Source organism: Ruegeria sp. YTSA168 (genome assembly GCF_059610045.1).
In genome coordinates this window covers 1-19,553 of record NZ_JBXWMW010000005.1, presented here as the reverse complement: position 1 = coordinate 19,553, position 19,553 = coordinate 1, and the positions used below count along the sequence as shown (strand labels likewise).

Annotated in this window: 16 protein-coding genes and 1 tRNA gene; 13 read left to right on the top strand and 4 right to left on the bottom strand. The window is 55.2% G+C overall.

Annotated elements, in window-relative coordinates; genetic code table 11:
* The first annotated feature begins 149 nt into the window (after positions 1-149).
* The 6 genes from AC2FFE_RS11430 (at position 150) to AC2FFE_RS11405 (ending at position 3,276) form a co-directional block, all read left to right on the top strand.
* Complete coding sequence (locus AC2FFE_RS11430; RefSeq protein ID WP_496846689.1) at positions 150-1,025, top strand: carbon-nitrogen hydrolase family protein; 876 nt, start codon at positions 150-152, stop codon at positions 1,023-1,025.
* A gap of 90 nt (positions 1,026-1,115) precedes the next feature.
* Entirely contained in the window at positions 1,116-1,334 is a 219-nt protein-coding gene (gene infA / locus AC2FFE_RS11425) for a translation initiation factor IF-1 (RefSeq protein ID WP_005978431.1), read from the top strand.
* Between the two features lie 11 nt (positions 1,335-1,345).
* On the top strand, positions 1,346-1,924 hold the full coding sequence (locus AC2FFE_RS11420) for a Maf family protein (protein WP_496820931.1): 579 nt from the start codon (positions 1,346-1,348) through the stop codon (positions 1,922-1,924).
* Complete coding sequence (locus AC2FFE_RS11415) at positions 1,921-2,943, top strand: ribonuclease E/G (RefSeq protein WP_496820932.1); 1,023 nt, start codon at positions 1,921-1,923, stop codon at positions 2,941-2,943. The genes AC2FFE_RS11420 and AC2FFE_RS11415 overlap by 4 nt, the downstream gene beginning before the upstream one ends.
* The gene (locus AC2FFE_RS11410) at positions 2,940-3,122 is read left to right on the top strand and encodes a DNA gyrase inhibitor YacG (RefSeq protein ID WP_496846688.1); all 183 of its coding nucleotides are present in this window, start codon (positions 2,940-2,942) and stop codon (positions 3,120-3,122) included. Before AC2FFE_RS11415 ends, AC2FFE_RS11410 begins: the two co-directional genes overlap by 4 nt.
* A gap of 79 nt (positions 3,123-3,201) precedes the next feature.
* Positions 3,202-3,276: transfer RNA gene (locus AC2FFE_RS11405), tRNA-Phe, on the top strand.
* Between the two features lie 27 nt (positions 3,277-3,303).
* Here the strand turns inward: AC2FFE_RS11405 and AC2FFE_RS11400 are convergent.
* Together AC2FFE_RS11400 and AC2FFE_RS11395 are read right to left on the bottom strand one after the other, a co-directional pair.
* On the bottom strand, positions 3,304-4,428 hold the full coding sequence (locus AC2FFE_RS11400; protein ID WP_496846687.1) for a tyrosine-type recombinase/integrase: 1,125 nt from the start codon (positions 4,426-4,428) through the stop codon (positions 3,304-3,306).
* Positions 4,429-4,650: 222 nt separating this feature from the next.
* Positions 4,651-4,899, bottom strand: coding sequence for a hypothetical protein (locus AC2FFE_RS11395; RefSeq protein ID WP_496846686.1), 249 nt, complete (start codon positions 4,897-4,899; stop codon positions 4,651-4,653).
* Between the two features lie 111 nt (positions 4,900-5,010).
* On the opposite strand from AC2FFE_RS11395, the gene AC2FFE_RS11390 reads away from it, so the two are divergent.
* Positions 5,011-5,415 (top strand): helix-turn-helix domain-containing protein, encoded by a 405-nt coding sequence (locus tag AC2FFE_RS11390; protein WP_496846685.1) that lies wholly within the window; start codon positions 5,011-5,013, stop codon positions 5,413-5,415.
* Positions 5,416-6,302: 887 nt separating this feature from the next.
* Here AC2FFE_RS11390 and AC2FFE_RS11385 read toward each other — a convergent pair.
* Entirely contained in the window at positions 6,303-7,133 is an 831-nt protein-coding gene (locus AC2FFE_RS11385) for an alpha/beta fold hydrolase (RefSeq protein WP_496846684.1), read from the bottom strand.
* A gap of 226 nt (positions 7,134-7,359) precedes the next feature.
* Between AC2FFE_RS11385 and AC2FFE_RS11380 the strand changes: the two genes are divergently transcribed.
* From AC2FFE_RS11380 to AC2FFE_RS11360, 5 genes are all read left to right on the top strand, one after another.
* A complete protein-coding gene (locus AC2FFE_RS11380; protein WP_496846683.1) occupies positions 7,360-8,319 on the top strand; it encodes a GlxA family transcriptional regulator in 960 nt (319 codons plus the stop codon).
* 685 nt (positions 8,320-9,004) lie between these two features.
* The gene (locus AC2FFE_RS11375) at positions 9,005-10,483 is read left to right on the top strand and encodes a Y-family DNA polymerase (RefSeq protein ID WP_496820782.1); all 1,479 of its coding nucleotides are present in this window, start codon (positions 9,005-9,007) and stop codon (positions 10,481-10,483) included.
* Complete coding sequence (locus tag AC2FFE_RS11370) at positions 10,480-13,863, top strand: error-prone DNA polymerase (protein WP_496846682.1); 3,384 nt, start codon at positions 10,480-10,482, stop codon at positions 13,861-13,863. The genes AC2FFE_RS11375 and AC2FFE_RS11370 overlap by 4 nt, the downstream gene beginning before the upstream one ends.
* Positions 13,864-14,288: 425 nt before the next feature.
* Entirely contained in the window at positions 14,289-16,790 is a 2,502-nt protein-coding gene (locus tag AC2FFE_RS11365) for an autotransporter family protein (protein ID WP_496846681.1), read from the top strand.
* Positions 16,791-17,288 (top strand): invasion associated locus B family protein, encoded by a 498-nt coding sequence (locus AC2FFE_RS11360; protein WP_496846680.1) that lies wholly within the window; start codon positions 16,791-16,793, stop codon positions 17,286-17,288.
* Between the two features lie 156 nt (positions 17,289-17,444).
* Here the strand turns inward: AC2FFE_RS11360 and AC2FFE_RS11355 are convergent, their stop codons facing one another.
* Positions 17,445-18,479: an AraC family transcriptional regulator gene (locus AC2FFE_RS11355; protein WP_496846679.1), complete on the bottom strand. Its 1,035-nt coding sequence runs from the start codon at positions 18,477-18,479 to the stop codon at positions 17,445-17,447.
* A gap of 205 nt (positions 18,480-18,684) precedes the next feature.
* On the opposite strand from AC2FFE_RS11355, the gene AC2FFE_RS11350 reads away from it, so the two are divergent.
* Positions 18,685-19,191: a hypothetical protein gene (locus AC2FFE_RS11350; protein ID WP_496846678.1), complete on the top strand. Its 507-nt coding sequence runs from the start codon at positions 18,685-18,687 to the stop codon at positions 19,189-19,191.
* Positions 19,192-19,553 lie beyond the last annotated feature (362 nt).

The window sequence follows — 19,553 nt, the reverse complement described above, 5'->3', positions numbered from 1 at the left end:
CGGGTGAAATGCGTCGCGTGTCCGGAAAGCCCGGGCTTTTCCGATTGAAAGCTTTTGCAGATGCCGCACAGCGGGCAAAAACAGATGATCTGTACAGTAAGCAACCTCCTCATTTAGGGTTCTGCCAAACTAATTCGGGGAAATTTGAAATGAAAGTCGCGACCGCCGCCTATAACCTTGAATGGCTCGATAGCTGGGCGCAATACGAGGATAAGCTGGACCGCTGGATATCGGAGGCCGCAGGGCAGGGCGCAGAACTTCTGGTTTTTCCAGAATATGGCGCGATGGAGCTGTCTACCTTGGATGGCGCGGATGTGGCCGGTGACCTCGAACGGTCAATTCTCGCGGTCTCGGACCGGATGCAAGACGTGCAGGCCCTGCATCAACGTCTCTCTCAGGCTTATGATACATACATCCTGGGCGCGTCAGCCCCGGTTTTGAGTGGTGCAGGTCGCCCCGTGAACCGCGCGCTTCTTTATGCGCCAAACGGTCGGCAGGATCATCAGGACAAACAAATCATGACCCGCTTTGAGCGCGAAGACTGGGACATCGCCCCTGGTGGACCGCTCAAACTATTCGATACCGCGCTAGGCAAGATCGGCATACTGATCTGCTATGACAGTGAGTTTCCTTTGCTCGGCCGCGCCCTGAATGAAGCGGATATTTTACTAGTCCCGTCCTGCACCGAGGCGCTTTCAGGCTATTGGCGGGTTCGCATCGGGGCAATGTCGCGTGCATTGGAAAACCAATGCGTGACAGTGATGTCCTCGTTGGTTGGCAGCAATGACTGGTCCGAAGCAGTGGATATGAATACCGGCACAGGCGGCATCTTCGGCCCGCCCGACAAGGGGTTTCCGCAGACCGGCGTACTGGCCGAGGGTACTCTGAACCAGCCCGGCTGGACCTACGCCGACATTGATCTAACCGCTATTGCCAACGTCCGCGACGATGGGCATGTCCTAAATCGCGCGCATTGGGACGAGCAAAACCCCCGAGTCGAAACGGTCACAATCTCAACGCTTTAGTGATTCTGGCCTTGAAATAAGGCCGAAATAGGCTCATTTAGGCGCACATCCTCGCAGATTCTGCGAGTGCAACCTAACGATGGAGACAACATGGCCAAGGAAGATACGCTCGAATTTCCCGGTGTCGTGAAGGAACTCCTGCCTAATGCGACGTTTCGGGTCGAGCTGGAAAACGGCCATGAGATCATCGCACATACGGCAGGCAAGATGCGCAAGAACCGCATCCGTGTTCTGGCTGGCGACAAGGTGCAGGTCGAGATGACCCCTTATGATCTGACCAAGGGTCGGATCAACTATCGCTTCAAGTAACGCCCTCCCCAATGGCGTTTATTCTTGGATCGGGCAGCCCAAGGCGGCTGGACCTGCTGGCGCAGCTTGGCGTGCAGCCCGATGCTGTCCGGCCCCCGGATATCGATGAAGCGCCGCATAAGGGGGAGTTGCCCGTTCCCTATTGCAATCGCATCGCTCGGGAAAAGGTCAACGCTGTTGAGGCGGGCGATGATGATATCGTGCTGTGCGCGGATACCACCGTTGCTTTGGGCCGCCGCATCTTGGGCAAGCCCGAGGACGCCGGCGAGGCGGCGGCGTTTTTATATGCCCTGTCCGGTCGACGCCACCGTGTGGTCACGTCAGTTGCAGTACGGCGCGGGGATCGCATTCTGCAGCGCGACGTGGTTTCGCAGGTTTGCCTGAAACGACTGTCAGATGTCGAGGTCAACGCCTATCTTGAGACCGGCGATTGGCAAGGCAAAGCTGGCGCGTATGCCATTCAGGGGCCTGCAGGTGCATTCATCCCGTGGATTTCCGGCTCGTTCACCGGCATCGTCGGCCTGCCTCTGGCAGAGACGTCGGGCATGTTGCAAGCTATCGGATATCCGCTTTATCGAGGAACGCCATGAAGGGTCGCACGATTGTTCTGGACCATATCGAAGGCCGCGAAGCTGCGGCCTTGATGGTGGATGGTAAGCTGGATGACTTTCTGATCGCAGGGGATGTCCCACCACCCGGTACGATCTACCGGGCCAGAGCGGATCGCCCTGTCAAAGGGCAGGGTGGTATGTTCCTGACGACCCCCGATGGCCCTGCTTTTCTACGACAGGCAAAAGGGCTGGCCCCGGGCGCTTTGCTGCTGGCTCAGGTCACGGGATATGCGGAAGAAGGCAAGGCGCTTCCGGTTACCGATCGGGTTTTGTTCAAAAGCCGATATGCGATTGTCACACCGGATGCGCCGGGCTTGAACATCTCGCGCAGCATTCGCGATGAAGACGAGCGGGACCGGCTGCTGGAAATCGCCCATGGGGAAATGGGTGACAGCCCTTACGGCCTGATCCTACGTTCCTGTTGTGCTGGGGCGCAGGCAGAGGAGATCGTTGAGGACATTAACGCGATGCTGGCGCAGGCTGAGCAGATTCTGGATGATCCGGGCACTGCCCCCGAAACTCTCAGCGAAGGGGACAGCCCCCATGTGCTGGCTTGGCGGGATTGGACCGACCCGGCGGACGTTTTCACCGAACCCGGAGGCTTTGAAACCCACGGCGTTCTCGATGCGCTCGACCTCGCGCGGGGCATTCAGGAGCCGTTAGCAGGCGGAGGTTACCTTTTTATCGAACCGACGCGGGCTTTGGTCGCGGTAGACGTCAATACGGGTGCGGACACATCGCTGGCGGCTGGCACGAAGGCAAACTTTGCCTGCGCCAAACAGTTGGCCCGCGCATTGCGAGTACGGGGTCTGGGTGGACAGATAACGCTGGACCTTGCCCCAATGCCCAAAAAAGATCGTCGGGGTTTTGAACAAGTCCTGCGCACCGCTTTCCGGCATGACCCGGTGGAAACAACACTGGCTGGCTGGACGCCGTTGGGCCATTTCGAGTTGCAACGCAAACGTGGGCGTATCCCCTTGAAAGAGGTTCTGAAATGAGCTGTCCAATCTGCGGGGAAGACACGGTCGTCAAGTTTCGCCCATTCTGTTCAAAGCGCTGTGCAGATATCGATCTTGCCAAATGGCTGAACGGCTCCTATGCCGTGCCATCGCAACGGGAAGAGGATGTTGATATGGACGATCCGGGCCAAGACGAGATCGGGCAGCGACCACACTGAAAAAATGTAAAAAAGCCTCTGGACAGTCCCTGACGCAAGTCATAGAACGCCTCCACCCAACGGCAAGCGCCGTTCCCGTGCCCGGGTAGCTCAGGGGTAGAGCAGTGGATTGAAAATCCTCGTGTCGGTGGTTCGATTCCGCCCCCGGGCACCATTTAAACATATGAAAAATATTAGTTTTCTAGTCATGCGGCTGGTTATCCTTGCCTGGGTTTGACAGTTTTTCTTGTGGGTTTGACAGTTTCGCTTTCTGAGCGCGTCGCTCATATTCTTCTTCCCATACCTGCATCGTCTTTCGGTTCTTGCGAGCCAGTGCGGCGTTCTTAGAATAGTGTAGGCCCATGACTTTTGAATCCTGTGCCAGCAGATCGGAAATCTCACGTTCGTCCTGCCCGGCCTCTCTGAGCCAAGTTGCCATCGTGTGGCGAAGACCTTTTGGGGTTAGTCCTGGAGCGATCACGTTAGCCCTTTCAAGCTTCCTGCGAAGCCTCTGCCATCCACTGGCAAAGCCGTCGTAGGTCCACGATGTCCCTTTCGTGCTGGCAAGAAGTGTTTCTGCGTCGTGCGCTGGTGCTTTGGCCAGTTCGGCTTCTAATACGGTGCTGATTGGAACCGCGGCACCAACATTGGTTTTGTTTCGGCCTTTCCAGATTACTCCGTCGATTACCTGATCTTTCCGAAATTCCAATGCGTCTGAAGGATCTTGCCCTGTGCAGAAAATCATTGCCAACGCCGCTCGTAACTGAGGGGTAGCCGCTTCGAGTACTGTTTGCACCTCCTCGAAATTCCATGTCCTGTAGGCTTCAGGAGTGTCCTTCGGGCGCGGCTTCTTTATGACTCCCTCAGCGAAGTTCTTGGAAATTAACCCTTTGGGAATGCAAAACTTAAAAACTTGAATGAGAAAGTTGCGAACACGATTTGCTTTGTCCCAGCTATACTTCTTGGCCAGTTTGTCATGGATGGCAGCAAGCAAAGGTGTGTCAATGGATGACACAGGCGTGTCTAATATAGGTTGCAACACATCAGCGCACATTCGATATTCACGTTTGGTGGCTTTTGACCTCTCTAGAAAGTGATCCTCTGCAAAATATACCGAAATAAGTCCTCCCAATGTTCCAGGCTTCGGCTGCTGCTGCTTGAGCGCTTCCGACGCCGCTAAAATTTGGGCACATTCTGAAAAAAACTCGGCCGATCCGATAGGTGACTTTTCTAAGTCTACTTTTTGGCCGGCGCTACGATGGTAGCACCTAATCCGACCATGCCTATCGTGGAAGATTTTGAAGCCTTTTACTCGTACAAGCGTCATCAAAGGCGGTCCAATATTTGATTTTGCGAACTTTGCTCAGTATCGATCTTTAAGTGATCAAGCCATTTGTCTAAGTCGCACCTGTCATACTGTCTGTATTTTGGTGGGATGAGAACCGGATTCACGGGACAGAGTGACTTGAAGTGTTTAAGTGGCAAACCACAATAATGCGCCGCTTCACTTGCGTTCATCATGCGTTTTTCAACTACATTGATGTTTAGACTAGTTGTCGCCAAGGTCTCTTCCTTTACAGCCAGTTAACGTGACCGAGCCGGCGCTTCTGGAGTCTGCCTTTATTGTGAACTGCCTGAGGTATTTCTCCCAAGCTCCTTCCGGGATCTTCGGGTTTCGCTTGCCCGGGGCAGTAAAAATATGTTCCAGCATTTCTTCGCGGATCAGATAGCGGATGTTGTTCACCGGCAATCCTATGCGGTCTGCCAGTTCTTTGGGTGTTTCCAGTGTTTTAGTCACAAATCACCTTTCAGTTGTTTTTTGAAGTAGAGTACTGCAATAGTGAACCAATGGTGACGAATAGCACCATAAGTGCACTTATGTGCATCAAAAGTAACCATAGGTGCACTCTTGTCAACAGCTTTGTCCGGGATTGGCCCTAGGCTTCGTGAAGTTCGCAAAAACTATGATTTGACTCAGCCAGTGATGGCTGCAGCGATCGACGTGTCTGACCGGACTTACAAGTATTACGAACAAGAGAAGCGTGACTTGCCAGCTGCGGCGGCTGTTGAGATTTGCGACCGATTTGGTGTGAGTCTCGTTTGGCTTTTGACTGGCCGAGGGAATCCAAACAAAAGTGATGATCCTGGATTGGCTGAAAGCTGTTCTTTGGCAGTTCTCGCTGAGCACCAATTGCGTGAATCCAATCTTGCAGTCGAAAAGCTGTCCAAGATCATTGGTTTTGTTGCTGAACAAGCAGCGCAGTCCGGTGAGGAACCTGTTGGACTGGCTAAGAAATACTTCGATACACTTTAAATGGGCAGTATGGGCGTGAATAACATTTATCCTAAACGTGAAATCACAAATAGAGAACTAGAGCTAAGTGACCGCCTGAAGCTCAATAGAGCGCGATTGGTCTGTTTCGTGGGGTTGATTCTTGCACTCGTCGGGGCAGCTGGTATCGTGGCATCCGCGAGCCAAACCTCCTGGGATCATGCACACTCTTTCTACACGGCGTTAGTTGTCACGGGACCGATTGCAATTTGGTCTGGCGTCAGGGTATTTCGTCAAATGATGAAAAAGTACCTAAGACCCTTTTCTTTGATTGTCTAAATCCTTCCAAATCATCCTTGATTACCTCAGAAACGGACCATGCAACTCAGGATAATTTATCCGGAATGGCAAGGCTGGCATAAGTTTTCGTATTGGGTTACCTGGAGCGTAGAGGACGGAACGCCCCACCGCATCGCCCTCAATCGCAAAACGGGTGTTTTCCTTGTGAGCGTTCCACTGATTAATGCCCATTTCGAGTAGTGGCCAATCGTCCGGCACGCGGCGAAATCTGACTGTGAGCCCACTTTGACCGATGCTGCGACGATCCTGAACGTCGGCTTTCGCAATAAAGAGGAGCTTGGGGCAAAGTGCTGTGTCCAATCCTATGCCGCCTAAATTTCCTTCAAAGCCGTCGCCGACTTTTCAAAGCATTGCCAGTATAAACATTCCCGCGATTGCTAAAGCGACAACGATGTCCGGTGCCTTAAACGCAACGATATGAGTATGGAGCCATTCCCGTTCTTGTTGCTTCTGAAAGCGTGCACAGACGTGCGGATGTTTATCGCACCAGGTTCTATTAGACATCTTGTTCTCCAATTCAGATTGGGAGGGCAGCATTGCCCTCCCTTAAGTGATCCGTTTCGATCAGCTTAGCTTTGAACAAAGCTGAGTAGATCGGGGTTCACCAGATCAGGGTGCGTGGCGAAAAAGCCGTGCGACAGGCCCTCGTAAACCTTCAGAGTTCCATTCGGCAGAAGCTTGACCGCCTTCTCAGCGGAGTTCGCGATTGGCACCACTTGGTCATCGTCGCCATGAAGCACCAATGTCGGTACATTCATCGCTTTCAGGTCCTCGGTCTGGTCTGTTTCGGAGAAAACAGCGATACACTGGTAATGTGCGGATGCGCTGCCCATCATGCCCTGACGCCACCAGTTGTTGATCAGACCTTGGCTGACTTCGGCACCGTCACGGTTGAAGCCATAGAAAGGACCTGACGGAACGTCGAGGAAGAACTGCGCGCGGTTGGCAGCCAGTCCTGCTCGCAACCCGTCAAATACCTCAATCGGAACACCGTCCGGGTTGGCGTCGGTCTGCAGCATCAGGGGTGGGATGGCCCCCAGAAGTGCCGCCTTGGCGACACGGCCCGGCTCCGCTTTGGCCACGTAAGCCGCGACTTCACCGCCGCCTGTCGAGTGGCCAATATGGATAGCGTTTTGCAGATCAAGCGCTGCCGCAAGATCGACAACGTCATTTGAATAGGTCGCCATATCATGGCCAAGGTCCGTCTGATCAGACCTTCCGTGCCCACGCCGGTCGTGTGCGATCACGCGGTAACCGTTGGCAAGGAAGAACAACATCTGGTTGTCCCAGTCATCGCCGCTCAGCGGCCAGCCGTGGTGGAAGACGATGGGCTGCGCATCACGTGGCCCCCAGTCTTTGTAGAAAATCTTGGTACCGTCGCGTGTTTCTATAGTGGACATGATTATGTCTCCTTCTTGCTGAGTAAGAGTTTGAGCCGCAAGCGCGGCAGGCATTGCGGCGAGCAACGCGGTGGCTGCACCCGCCTGCAAAACGGCGCGTCTGGTGAGTTCGTTTTGGGTCATGGTCATTGGCTCCTCGTTGCTTGTTCGATGACGCCAATGTTGCAATTTGGAGGGTTATCTACGATTGTCACAAATGACAAAAACAGGTTCAAAAGTGACAGGCATGAAAAGAGACTGGATTTGCGAGATTGGCCTGTTGATTTACCCCGACTGCCAATTGTCCGCGATTTACGGCCTGACCGATCTGTTCCGGATTGCGGGCGAATGGGCAGATAGCGACGATCCGCGACAGGTTCGGGTCACGCATTGGCGCGCCGAGGACGACGGAGAGCCCATGTGCGACTGGGATACTCATCCGAGCCGGGCACATCACTTGGATTATGTGATCGCGCCGCCCAGCATTGTCATGCCGGATAAAATGCGGCCCATGCCACAAGAGGCTGAGTGGCTTCGCTCACAACACAAAGAGGGCAGTCGCGTTTGCTCGATCTGTGCTGGAGCCTTCGTTCTGGCCGAAAGCGGGTTGCTGAAAGGAAGACGTGTGACAACGCATTGGGCTTTCGCTAAACACCTTGCAGAAAGCTACCAGGAAATTGAGGTCGCCGACCGGAATTTGGTGCTGGACGACGGTGATGTCATATCAGCCGGCGGTATCCTTGCCTGGACCGATCTTGGCTTGACCCTTGTCGAACGCCTCTTTGGACGGAGCACGATGCTCTCAACGGCACGGTTTCTTGTCATTCAGCCGCCGCGGGCCACACAGCTTCCCTTCACTGAGTTTATCCCGGATTTTGACCATGGAGACGAGGCGATCTTGCGGGTCCAACACCATATCCACGCTGAACTAACTGCATCCCTAAACCTCGACGATCTCTCCGATCTTGCACACCTAGGAAAACGTACCTTCATGCGCCGTTTTGCCAAAGCGACGTCGCTCAACCCCACAGAGTACATCCAACAGGCTCGTGTTGCCAAAGCCCGAGGTATTCTGGAACTGACGACCCGTCCCTTGGATCAGGTAGCGTGGGAGGTAGGGTACAAGGACCCTTCTGCCTTCAGCAAGATTTTCCAGCGTATCTCTGGAATTTCCGCCTCAGAGTATCGGCACCAATTTGGTGTCTAGACAACGTTGCTGTAGACGTCAGCAAGCACAACTGAAGCAGTCTTTGGCGCAAGTGCAGCGAATTGGCGCTTCGTCCGCTCAACAGAAGTTTAGTAGTATTTTGTGTATGTCGGTTTCATTGCCTATACCTGACATTTCAATTGCGTTCGGCAACGGTGGTTGCGCCCTCCCGCAACCAGTGTCGGAAAAACATCATAACACCCCGTTCAGACCTCAATTGATCCCCCCGATCAATTGCCTAACGTCTTCAACTCGTCAGACCCATAACCTGAAGGCCAGAGGTTCAAACCCTCTCCCGCAACCAACGCCTCGAACCCATCTGGGTGGAAGTCAGACAAGTCCTCGTTCAGCGAGGACCTGCTGCGTTTTGAGGCTATCAATAGAATTCCTGCCAAATCGCCAACTAGATCGATCTGTGGCTGACCAACCCGCTCGTCAGGGGACAGCACAATGCGATCCACAAGAGCTCTGACAAGCTCAGAAGCTTACTCACGATGGTGCTCGTCATTCAGTGAGGCGATCCCCGCAACCAAATTCCAACAGCCCGTTCGATCTAAAAACAGTCCACCGAACTGTTCGCTTAACGATCAAACGTACAGGGCTTGTCTGCACGTTGAGCGTAAAGACTCGACTCCGGAAAAAGGGAAATTTAAAAAGAACAAATATAGAACATTTGGTGCCTGACATGTTCGACGAGATGCAACGCCGCATCATTTCATTGTGGTTTCCCCGGTTGGCGACTGACCGGGTTTTGCGCCAGTGCCCGATGGACGGACCTTTTGTTCTGACCCTCAAGCAGCGGAATGCCAATCGCATTTACTGCATGAATGTCGCGGCGGCAGAGCAAGGGCTGCATCAGGGTATGGCGTATGCGGATGCGCGGGCTTTTTGTCCGACCCTGCAAAGCGGTATGGCTGATCCTCAATCAGACTTGCGCTTTCTACATATCCTGCGCCGATGGGCGACGCGATATTGCCCTTGGGTGGGGCTGGAAGGTTGCGATGGGCTGGTGCTGGATATCACCGGGTCGGCGCATCTGTTTGGCGGTGAGGCAGCGATGCTGGCTGATATGCGCGGGCGGCTTGCACGGGCAGGGCTGTCGGTGCAGATCGGGGTCGGCGACACGCGCGGTGCGGCCTGGGCGCTGGCTCACTACGGTGAGGGGCAGGCACCTGTCGGCGATATGCTGCGGGCTTTGACCTTATTGCCGGTGGCAGCTTTGCGGCTGGAGGATAAGATAACTCTTGATCTGCAACGCATGGGATTGCGTACAATCGGCGCGTTGGCCGCAGCCCCGCGTGCACCACTGGCGCGGCGCTTTGGGGCCGGGGTACTGCTCCGGCTGGATCAGGCCTTAGGGGCTCAACCGGAAGAAATTACCCCGCTGGCCGATCCGCCCCATTATGCCGTGCGCATGACCCTGCCAGAGCCGATCGGGTTGCTGGCTGATGTTATGGCGGGGGCTGAACGGCTGTTGGTACAGCTATGCGCCAAGCTAAAGGCGCAAGAGATGGGCGCGCGCAGGCTGTGCATGACATTGCGCCGGGTGGATCAGGAGCATCAGCAGGTTGAACTGCGTCTGGCCCGGCCCTTGCGTGATCCTCATCGTATCCTACCGCTGTTCGAGCGCGGGCTGGGGGAAATCGATGCGGGGTTTGGCATCGACCAACTGAGGTTGGAGGCTGTGGAGGTCGAAGATCTGCCCGTGCAACAGCTCAGCCATGCTGCGGGGTGGGGGCAGGGTCAGCTGGAGGACCTGATCACCCGGCTGGGCACGCGGGTTGGGTTGGAGAATATTCAGCGGTTTTTACCGGCTGACAGCCACATCCCCGAACGTAGCTTCATCATTGCATCAGCCGCCTATTGTGAAGCCTCAAGGGGGTGGAGCAGCCAGCATCCGCGCCCTCTTTGCCTGTTCCCGCCCGAGCCGATTGCAGCAACGGGTCCACAGCCGCCCAGGCGTTTCCGCTGGCGGCGCATGTCGTTGACAGCAAGCCGCGCGACTGGACCAGAGCGCATTGCCCCTGAATGGTGGTTGGCCGACGAAAATTGGCGCTCTGGCCTACGCGATTACTGGCGGGTGGAAACCCTGCAGGGGCGCAGGCTCTGGCTGTTTTACACACCGCAGAATCCAGGTTGGTTTGTGCAGGGAGAGTTCGCATGATCGAAGTGAACCGCACCCACCGTCCGGTAGAAGCCTTTCGCCGTGATATGCTGGAGGCCCATGCGCAGGGCGCCGGGTATGCCGAACTATGCGTCACCACGAATTTCACTTTTCTGACCGGGGCGTCACATCCCGAAGAACTGGTGCTGCGCGCGGCTGAACTGGGGCTGTCCGCGATTGCTGTAACGGATCACAACTCGCTGGCTGGTGTTGTACGCGCGTGGTCGGCACTGAAAGAGTTGAAGCGGCAGACAGGACAGCCGTTGCAGATTCAGTCTGAGCAATGTGTGGATTCATCGTCACGGCAGGAGGTTGGCCACAGGCAAGCCCTTGCCCGGCCAGATTGCCCAACATTGCCTAAGCTGATTGCCGGCTGTCGGCTGGTGCTACGCGACAGTTCATTGGACTGGGTGGTGCTGCCCTGTGATCTGGCAGCTTACAAGCGGCTCAGCCGATTGCTGACCTTGGGCAAGCGACGCGCGGACAAAGGGAACTGCGAGCTGTATACGCATGATCTGCTGGCAGCGTGCAAGGGCATGATGCTGATTGCGCTGCCTCAGAGCAGCTTGCAGAAGGCCGCAGCGGATATACAGACCATGCGGCGGCATTTTCCCAATCATGTCTTTCTGGGTGCGGTGCCACGCTATGATGGTAGCGATCAGGCCTATCTGGCCGAATGCGCCCGGCTGGCGCAAAGAACCTGCGCGCCGATGGTGGCGGTGGGGGATGTGGTGATGCACCGGGCCAGCCGCAGACAATTGGCCGATGTGCTGACCTGTATGCGCGAACATATTACGATTGATCAGATAGGAACGCGCGCCTTGCGCAATGGGGAACGGCGGCTGAAGGCAGGCACCGATATGGCGCGTGTCTTTCGGGATCATCCTGCCGCGCTGCACCGCACATTGGAGATTGCAAGCCGCTGCAGCTTTGACCTGAGCGAATTGTCCTATGAGTACCCGGATGAGATCGCAACGGACGAGCCACCTCAAACCCGGTTGGAACGGTTGGCGCGTGAAGGGTTAAAACGCCGCTATCCTGACGGGCCGCCCGATAGGGTGGTCGAGTTGATGCACAAGGAACTGGCGGTGGTCGCGGACCTCCGGTTCCCAGCATATTTCCTGACCGTACATGACATTGTGCAGTTTGCCCGCTCACAAGGCATTCTTTGTCAGGGGCGCGGGTCGGCAGCCAATTCGGTGCTGTGTTACCTCTTGGAGATTACAGATGTCCCTCCGGGTCAGATTGCCATGGTTTTTGAACGGTTTGTGTCAAAATACCGAGGTGAGCCGCCGGATATTGACGTCGATTTCGAACATGAGCGGCGCGAAGAAGTGATCCAATGGGTCTATGAAAAATACGGCCGCCACCGTGCTGGCCTATGCGCCACCGTCATCCATTTCCGCACCCGCGCGGCGATCCGCGAGGTCGGCAAGGTGATGGGGTTGTCGCAGGATGTGACCGCAGGGCTATCCGGTCAGATCTGGGGCATGACCAATGGCGGCGTTGACCTGGACCGTGTGCGAGAGTTGGGGCTGGACCCTGACGACCGTCGCCTGATGCAAACCCTCCGCCTGATAGGTGAGATCATTGGTTTTCCGCGTCATCTTTCCCAGCATGTCGGCGGTTTCGTGATCACCAAGGGGCGTCTGGATGAGCTGTGCCCGATTGAGAATGCCGCGATGGAGGATCGCACCGTCATCTGTTGGGACAAGGATGACATTGATGCGCTCAACATACTGAAGGTCGATGTTCTGGGGCTGGGTATGCTCAGCTGTTTGCGTAAATCTTTTGATCTTTTGCAAGCGCATGAGGGTGAGGATCTGAGCATCGCCAAGGTGCCGCAGGGCGACACGGCCACCTATGACATGCTCTGCCGCGCGGATGCGGTCGGCGTTTTTCAGGTCGAAAGCCGGGCGCAAATGAACTTTCTGCCTCGGATGCGACCGCGCGAGTTTTATGATCTGGTGATTGAAGTTGCCATTGTCCGCCCCGGACCCATTCAAGGGGATATGGTGCAACCCTATATCCGGCGGCGCAACGGGAAAGAGAAACCGGAACCTTTTGGTCCAGAACTGGAACAGGTGACAGCACGCACGTTAGGGGTGCCCCTGTTTCAGGAACAGGCGATGCAAATCGCGGTGGTCGGGGCAGGCTTCACAGCGGAAGAGGCCGACCATTTGCGCCGTTCTCTGGCGTCGTTTCGGCGGATGGGCACGATCGGCACATTCCGGGACAAATTCATCAAGGGGATGCTGAATAAAGGCTATGACATTGAGGTGGCCGAGCGCTGTTTCTCTCAGATCGAAGGCTTTGCCGATTATGGGTTTCCCGAAAGTCACGCGGCCGCCTTTGCCATGCTGGCCTATGTTTCGGCCTGGCTGAAATGTCATCACCCGGCGATCTTTGCCTGTGCGTTGTTGAATTCTCAGCCCATGGGGTTTTATGCCCCTGCCCAGATCGTGCGCGACGCGCGTGAGCATGGGGTCGAGGTGCGGCCCATCTGCGTCAATCATTCGGAATGGGACAATATTCTGGAACGCCGCCCCGATGGCGCGCTGGCCCTGCGGCTGGGGTTCCGTCAGATCAAGGGGTTCAGGGAGGAAGATGCAGGCTGGGTCGTGGCCGCGCGGGGCAATGGCTACCCGGACCCCGAGGCGCTTTGGCTGCGTGCCGGGCTTCGTCCAGATGTGTTGACGCGGTTGGCCGAGGCGGATGCCTTTTCGGATATGGGTCTGACCCGGCGCGATGCGCTCTGGCAGGTCAAGGCGATTCAAAGCCCGAAACCTCTGCCGTTGTTCAACGATCCAATTGACGGGGAAATGGTTCACGAACCGCAGGTCAATCTGCCGGTCATGCAACTGGGGGAAGAGGTGGTCGAGGATTATGTCTCAACCCGTCTGACCCTGCGGGCGCATCCTATGGAACTTCTGCGCCCCGCATTGCCGGGATTGGTCACACATGCCTCTTTGCAACAGGTACCGCTGGGGCGGTACAACGTGTGTGGCCTGGTCATCACCCGCCAGCGGCCTGGCACGGCCTCGGGCGTTATTTTCCTGACGTTGGAGGATGAGACCGGGGTCAGCAACGTGGTGGTCTGGCCCAAGGTCTATGACCGGTTCCGTCGTATTGTGATGGGAGGGCGCTTGTTGCGGGTGACAGGGTATCTGCAACGCGAAGGGATCGTCGTGCACTTGATTGCGCAGGACATTCAGGATTTGTCACATAAGCTTTCCGAACTGGGGCATCCACAACCAGAAGCGCTGAGCACCGAAGCTGCCCGCACGGATGATACGCTCAAACAGTCCCGCTATCCCGCGCGGGCAATGCATCCGCGGGATCAAGCAAAGCGGTTGTTCCCAAGCCGGGATTTTCATTGAATGGCTGCCTGCAGCACCCAGCGATATAGCCCCCCCGATATTTCACGGGCTCGCTTGATACGATCCAAATTAGCAGTACAAAATCAGAATATAGATAAAATTGTTTCCAGATTGATGGTGTGCCATGATGTGTCAGGCGCTGTACATCGCTTTTTCTGCTGCACAGATAGGTGCAAGTGGTTTGCGGCAACGGTAAAAAAACGATGGATTTCCTGGTGCATGAGCTGGTGTGTAGAACAATCTCAGATTGAGCGCTGCAGTAGAATGGTGACGCGTGTTAACACTTGGTTAACTTGATCCTTGGAAAAGCGGGACACACTGGCTAGGATTAGGGCGTAACCAGTTAAAAGAAATTGTAGCCCGTGCCCAAAAATCAAAGCCTGTTGGCTCCGCTTCGCAAATCTAATCTTCTTCTGACCTCATCGATGGCGCTTGCCGTCGTCGGCTCTTATGGCCGCGTTGCATATGGTGGTAGTTGCACGCCGTCGGGTGGGGGAACCTATTCCTGCGCGGGTCCGGCATCCGGAGGTGACGCAACCATTACGCTGAACTCCGGCGCATCCCCTCTGACAATCACAACGCAGCCCGGGTTTGGGCACACGGTCTCTAGCGGGAATGGGCTCAATTTGCGCTCGACCGATAGCATTTCGTTTACAGATGCCAACAGCTCGATCATCACGGGATCGAATTTGGGGATTTACTCGCGCAATACGGGAACGGGCGCGATGACAATCACGGTCACAGGTGTTGTGACCGGGACAAACGGTACCGGGGTGTACGCGAATAACGCTGGAACGGCGACTGATATGACAATTTCTACCGTTGATACAAACGGCGGAAGTTTCGGCATCACTGCGCGTAATAATGGCACTGGCGCTTTGACGATCACGTCCACAGGAACGGCTTCAGGTAACACTCAAGACGGGATCAATGGAAGAAACGCGGGGACTGATCTAACGATTACCGCAGTTGACGTCAGTGGCGGACGCACTGGCATATTTGCGCAAAACACGGGCTCGGGCTCGATTGCGATCACCACGTCAGGTACTGTTACCGGCGGGACAGGCGCGGGCATTGCGACGCAGGCCGGTGCTGGCACAGCCGTCAATATCTCGCTGAATTCTGGCAGCACCGTCAGTGCCACATCCGGTAATGCGATCACCAATGACCAGTCTGACGCCACAGTGACCGTAAACGCGGGCGCGGCGCTCACCGGAGCCATAACCTTGGGCGATGGCAGTGACACGTTGGACTTCACCGGTGGAGATTTCAGTGGCGTAACCCTGTTTGACGGTGGCGATGACTCCTCCAGTGGGGACGGCTTTGTCGACACCCTGCGCTTTGGTAGCAGCGGCGCATTGGCTGGGGCAAACGTGACCAACTTCGAAGTGATCGAGATTACCAATAACTCGACGATCACACTGACCGACAACAACCTGATCGCCGGGGATGGCGGCGCCGGAACCGGGCTTACAATCCAGTCAGGCAGCAGTTTGCGCCTGAATACCGGAGCGACCAGTCTGACCGGGAACATCACCAATGGCGGTATGGTCTCGGCACAGAACGGAGCGGTGGGCGATATCATCACTGTCAGCGGTGACTTTGTTGGCACGGGTGGAACCATCCTGCTGGATGTCGAACTTGGCGGTGACGGGTCGGCCACGGATATGCTTCAGATCGCAGGCGACACCTCGGGCACAACCTTTGTGTCAGTCAACAATATCGGTGGTGCCGGGGCACAAACCATCAACGGGATTGAGATCATTCAGGTTGGCGGAGCATCAAATGGAAGCTTCACACTGAACGGAACGTCTCAGACAGCCAGCGGCGAACAAATCGTGGTTGCGGGCCCGTTTGGCTATCGGCTGGTTGAAACCAGCAGCGGAAATTTTGCACTGTCCAGCCTGGACGCCTCGGGTAACCCGATCCTCGTTGGATCTAGCATCGCATCATTCGAGGTTTTGCCGTCGGTTCTGCAATCGGTGAACCGTGTCCGCAGTTTCCAGGCGCGCACTGCCGCAAGAACTCCTGTTGCGCCGTCAGGGGACGCAACAAGACGGCGGGTTCGTGATTTTGGCACTGATGGCGATGTGTTGTCCTACCCCGATACCCCGGTCTGGCTGGAACTCACCGGTCGGCGTAGCGAAATCGCACCGGTTCGGTCAGACGCAGGGATCAACACGGTGCGGACGGATACCTATACGATTGCAGTCGGAGCAGATACGCTGCTGTCCGAATTCGCCAATGGGGCGCTCTATGGGGGGGTGGCGATCAGCTATGACGATGCCTCAAGCACTGTGCGGACCGATCAGGGCAGCAGTGAAATCGACACGACATCGCTGGGTCTGACCGTCAGCGCAACATGGTTGGACGCGCGCGGCTTTTATGTCGACACACAGCTGCAGTACAACAACAACTCCAGCGATGCGAGCGATCCTGCCACCGGGCTGGAGCAGAACGATATCGACTCGGACCAATACGCGGTTTCGGTTGAGGTTGGTCGCCCTTACGAGGTGAAGCCGGGCTTGGTACTGATCCCTCAGGCGCAACTGACCTATGCCTCGCTGGACGTGGATGACTTCACCGACAGTTCGGGTAACAACGTTGTTTTTGACGATGCCGACAGCGTTCTGGCGCGGCTGGGTCTGTCCGCAAACAAATGGTTTGCCAACAGTCGCGGTTCTGGCAGCTATTTTGGCATTGTGAACCTCTATCACGAGTTTGACCCGACCACCCGGATTTCGGCCGGTGGGATGGAGTTTAACGAGGAGATCGACGACACAGGTATTGAACTGGGCCTTGGCGCGCGTATGATCCTGAACGAACGTTACGAGCTTTCTGGTTCGCTGAACTACCTGACGGGTCTTGATGATCTTGGAGACAGCTACGAGCTGGAAGCCACACTCGGTTTGCAGGTTCGGTTCTGAATGATCAACATATCTAGGGTTCTGGCGTGGAGCGGGGCCGCCCTTGTCGCCGTGTCGGGCTTGGCCTCGGCTCAGACGACGGAAACAACATCCACGCAATATCAAAGCTGGACAGTGAACTGCACCGAAGAGGCTGATCAACGGCAATGTGCCATGAGCCAAAGCCTGAATTTGCAAAACCAGTCCGGCCTTTTGCTACGTATAGAACTGCGTAGAAACGCCGAAGGCGCGGCGTCGGGTATTGTGATCGTGCCATTTGGATTGGACATTACCAAAGGTATTTCACTGTCCATTGATGGTGGCCCCCGGTGGAATTTGCCAATGCGAACCTGTCAGAATTTCGGGTGCGTTGTTCCCATCACCCTTGGGGCGGGCATTGTGGATCAAATGAAGCAAAGCAACACGGTGCAGGTCTCGCTTTATACCTTAGAGGATGGTCAAACGCTTGAAGTGCCGGTGTCTCTGTCAGGTTTCACCGACGCATTTAATGCGCTGTGATTTGTTTTGCTGGCATCAATCAACTAGATACGGATCCCCTGAGACTTCTACAAAGTCCAACGTGTCTATGAGACGTGTGCAGAGACATTGGCCGGAAATCGGCTAGGGGAGTCACCAAGTTTACAGTTTGGGCGGCTTTGTAGACCTAGGGGCGCCCTAACAAGCTCGAACACTTCCCGGAGAGTGGCCCGTCCAGCTTTTGTAGGCATTGGTGAACGCAGCCTGATCAGAGTATCCAAGCGCAAAAGCGATCTCGGAAAGACTGAGTTTGGGATCATCAAGATACTGTTCTGCCAGCCGTTTTCGAATGTCCACCAGTAGCTGTTTGTAGGTTGTACCTTCCTTGGCAAGTTTGCGTCCAAGTGTACTGATGCTCATCCCCAGCGTCTTCGCAATGTCGTCTTGCGTGGGGGCACTAAAAGACAGTCGCGAGCTTATTTCGCCTTGGACCAAAGAGCTTGTTTCACCGATGACCGGCGCGAGATCCTTCATCAGAGTTTGCACATGTGTTTCAAGGTGCAAAAGCAATGCCGGGTCGGCGTCTCTGATCGGAATATCCACAATGGCCTTGTCAAACAGGATGCCTGGAACCCGTTGACTCTGTTTGACGTTGACTGACAAAGCATCAGAGATTTGCGTTTGCGTTTCTTCATTCAACTCATGCGGAAGACGTATCTCAATGACGGGTAAGGGCGTTTCAGCGGCAAGTTGAAGACTGGTCAGAAAAGCGGAAATTCGAAACTCATTATGTGCGCCATCGGCGCGCACCAGCTGGGATATGGAATCTACTTCCAAAAACATGCCATCGCGTTCCTCATAGAAGGAAAGCTTGGCAAACCCCCGTGCCAGGCGGGCGTAGTCGACAGCCTTTTCAATGGCTTCTCCAACCGTTGGAGAGTTCAGAACGACATAGCTGATCAGGGTTGTTTTTCTCGGGTTGAATGTTTGTCCAGCTGAAATCGCAAACAAAGGATCATCGGTTTCTTGGATAGCCAACTCCAAGAGCCTCATCTCATTCCGGACATCAACAAAATTTGGTGGCGTTTCATGAATATCGACCGGCAGGTTGGCTGATCGCAGAAGCGCCACGATATCTGAACCACGGTGCTCCAGCAGCTTGGCGATGTGATGGACGCCAAAACCCGGTACATTCCAGGATTGGCTGTCGGAGCTCACATTGTTTGCAGTCATGCTGACCTTATTCCAGAGGCTGAAGAGCCCTATCGAGTTGGGCCTTTTTCTATTGAAGTTAAGAATAAACAAGGTGCGAGAGCCAAGCCAAGCAGTATCGGCGCGACTTGACCGAAAATATCAAAAAGCTGAGCGCCACGCGCAATACCCAAAGCCGACGCGACCCTAGATTGGAGATGTAACAAACACACAAGGAGATCAAGAAATGCAACGCTTCAACACCATCACAAAACTTATTGCCACTCCAGCACTGGTCATTGCTCTGTCAGCCGGCGCCGCCATGGCAGGGCCAGGCCATAATTCCCTGTCAGCGCACCATTCCGGAACCGCAGCCCATCAAATGCACGTAACGTCATCTCACAGCGCAAATACATTTGGCCACACGATGGCGACCCCCGGCACTGTGACTGGCAATTTCATGACTCCGACGACAGACCTTTCGTCACTTGGATCGACGGCGCCTCAATCTGTCGGAGCAGAGCTCAACCAAGACGTTATTGACGAGAAAATGGACACGATAAACGAATATGAGCAACAGGAGAACATGGACATCACGCAAATGCTCGATATGGACGACATTTGGGAGACGGAGGCTACCACGATCAGTACCATTTCAAGCATCACACAGTCGCTCAAGTCTAAGTCAGAACGACTAAGTGTTTCGTGGCGCTATAGCACTTTCAGACCACACTGCAATGGGGCTGGGTGTTGAACCCAAGGTGCTCCGGGTTACTCCCGTGACCCGGAAACCGAAAAGCCATTCGGGATGCGTAGCCCCCGAGCGCTAGTATGAGACATATACAAGTTGACACTGGATTGCACGGTGAGCGGCCGATAGAAACAAGTTGAACCGCCGTTGGCATCCCTACAATCCGAGAACTGTTTTCGATATATATGTGTGTGAAAGCGGTCATTGATGCATTTGCGGGAAATGGCAAAGTTGTCCGCATTTCGCAAGTTCAGGCAGCCTTTGATTTTGCACTCGCAGCGAACGGCCTGTGTGGATGGCTCCTGCATAGCAAGACATTTTTTGAGCTGATACGAGCGTCTGTCAGATGCAGTCGTGTGTCCGGC

Coding starts and splice junctions, on each gene's coding strand:
- AC2FFE_RS11430 (WP_496846689.1), top strand. CDS start 150: ATGAAAGTCGCGACCGCCGCCTATAACCTTGAATGGCTCGATAGCTGG.
- infA (WP_005978431.1), top strand. CDS start 1,116: ATGGCCAAGGAAGATACGCTCGAATTTCCCGGTGTCGTGAAGGAACTC.
- AC2FFE_RS11420 (WP_496820931.1), top strand. CDS start 1,346: ATGGCGTTTATTCTTGGATCGGGCAGCCCAAGGCGGCTGGACCTGCTG.
- AC2FFE_RS11415 (WP_496820932.1), top strand. CDS start 1,921: ATGAAGGGTCGCACGATTGTTCTGGACCATATCGAAGGCCGCGAAGCT.
- AC2FFE_RS11410 (WP_496846688.1), top strand. CDS start 2,940: ATGAGCTGTCCAATCTGCGGGGAAGACACGGTCGTCAAGTTTCGCCCA.
- AC2FFE_RS11400 (WP_496846687.1), bottom strand. CDS start 4,428: ATGACGCTTGTACGAGTAAAAGGCTTCAAAATCTTCCACGATAGGCAT.
- AC2FFE_RS11385 (WP_496846684.1), bottom strand. CDS start 7,133: ATGTCCACTATAGAAACACGCGACGGTACCAAGATTTTCTACAAAGAC.
- AC2FFE_RS11380 (WP_496846683.1), top strand. CDS start 7,360: ATGAAAAGAGACTGGATTTGCGAGATTGGCCTGTTGATTTACCCCGAC.
- AC2FFE_RS11375 (WP_496820782.1), top strand. CDS start 9,005: ATGTTCGACGAGATGCAACGCCGCATCATTTCATTGTGGTTTCCCCGG.
- AC2FFE_RS11370 (WP_496846682.1), top strand. CDS start 10,480: ATGATCGAAGTGAACCGCACCCACCGTCCGGTAGAAGCCTTTCGCCGT.
- AC2FFE_RS11365 (WP_496846681.1), top strand. CDS start 14,289: ATGGCGCTTGCCGTCGTCGGCTCTTATGGCCGCGTTGCATATGGTGGT.
- AC2FFE_RS11360 (WP_496846680.1), top strand. CDS start 16,791: ATGATCAACATATCTAGGGTTCTGGCGTGGAGCGGGGCCGCCCTTGTC.
- AC2FFE_RS11355 (WP_496846679.1), bottom strand. CDS start 18,479: ATGACTGCAAACAATGTGAGCTCCGACAGCCAATCCTGGAATGTACCG.
- AC2FFE_RS11350 (WP_496846678.1), top strand. CDS start 18,685: ATGCAACGCTTCAACACCATCACAAAACTTATTGCCACTCCAGCACTG.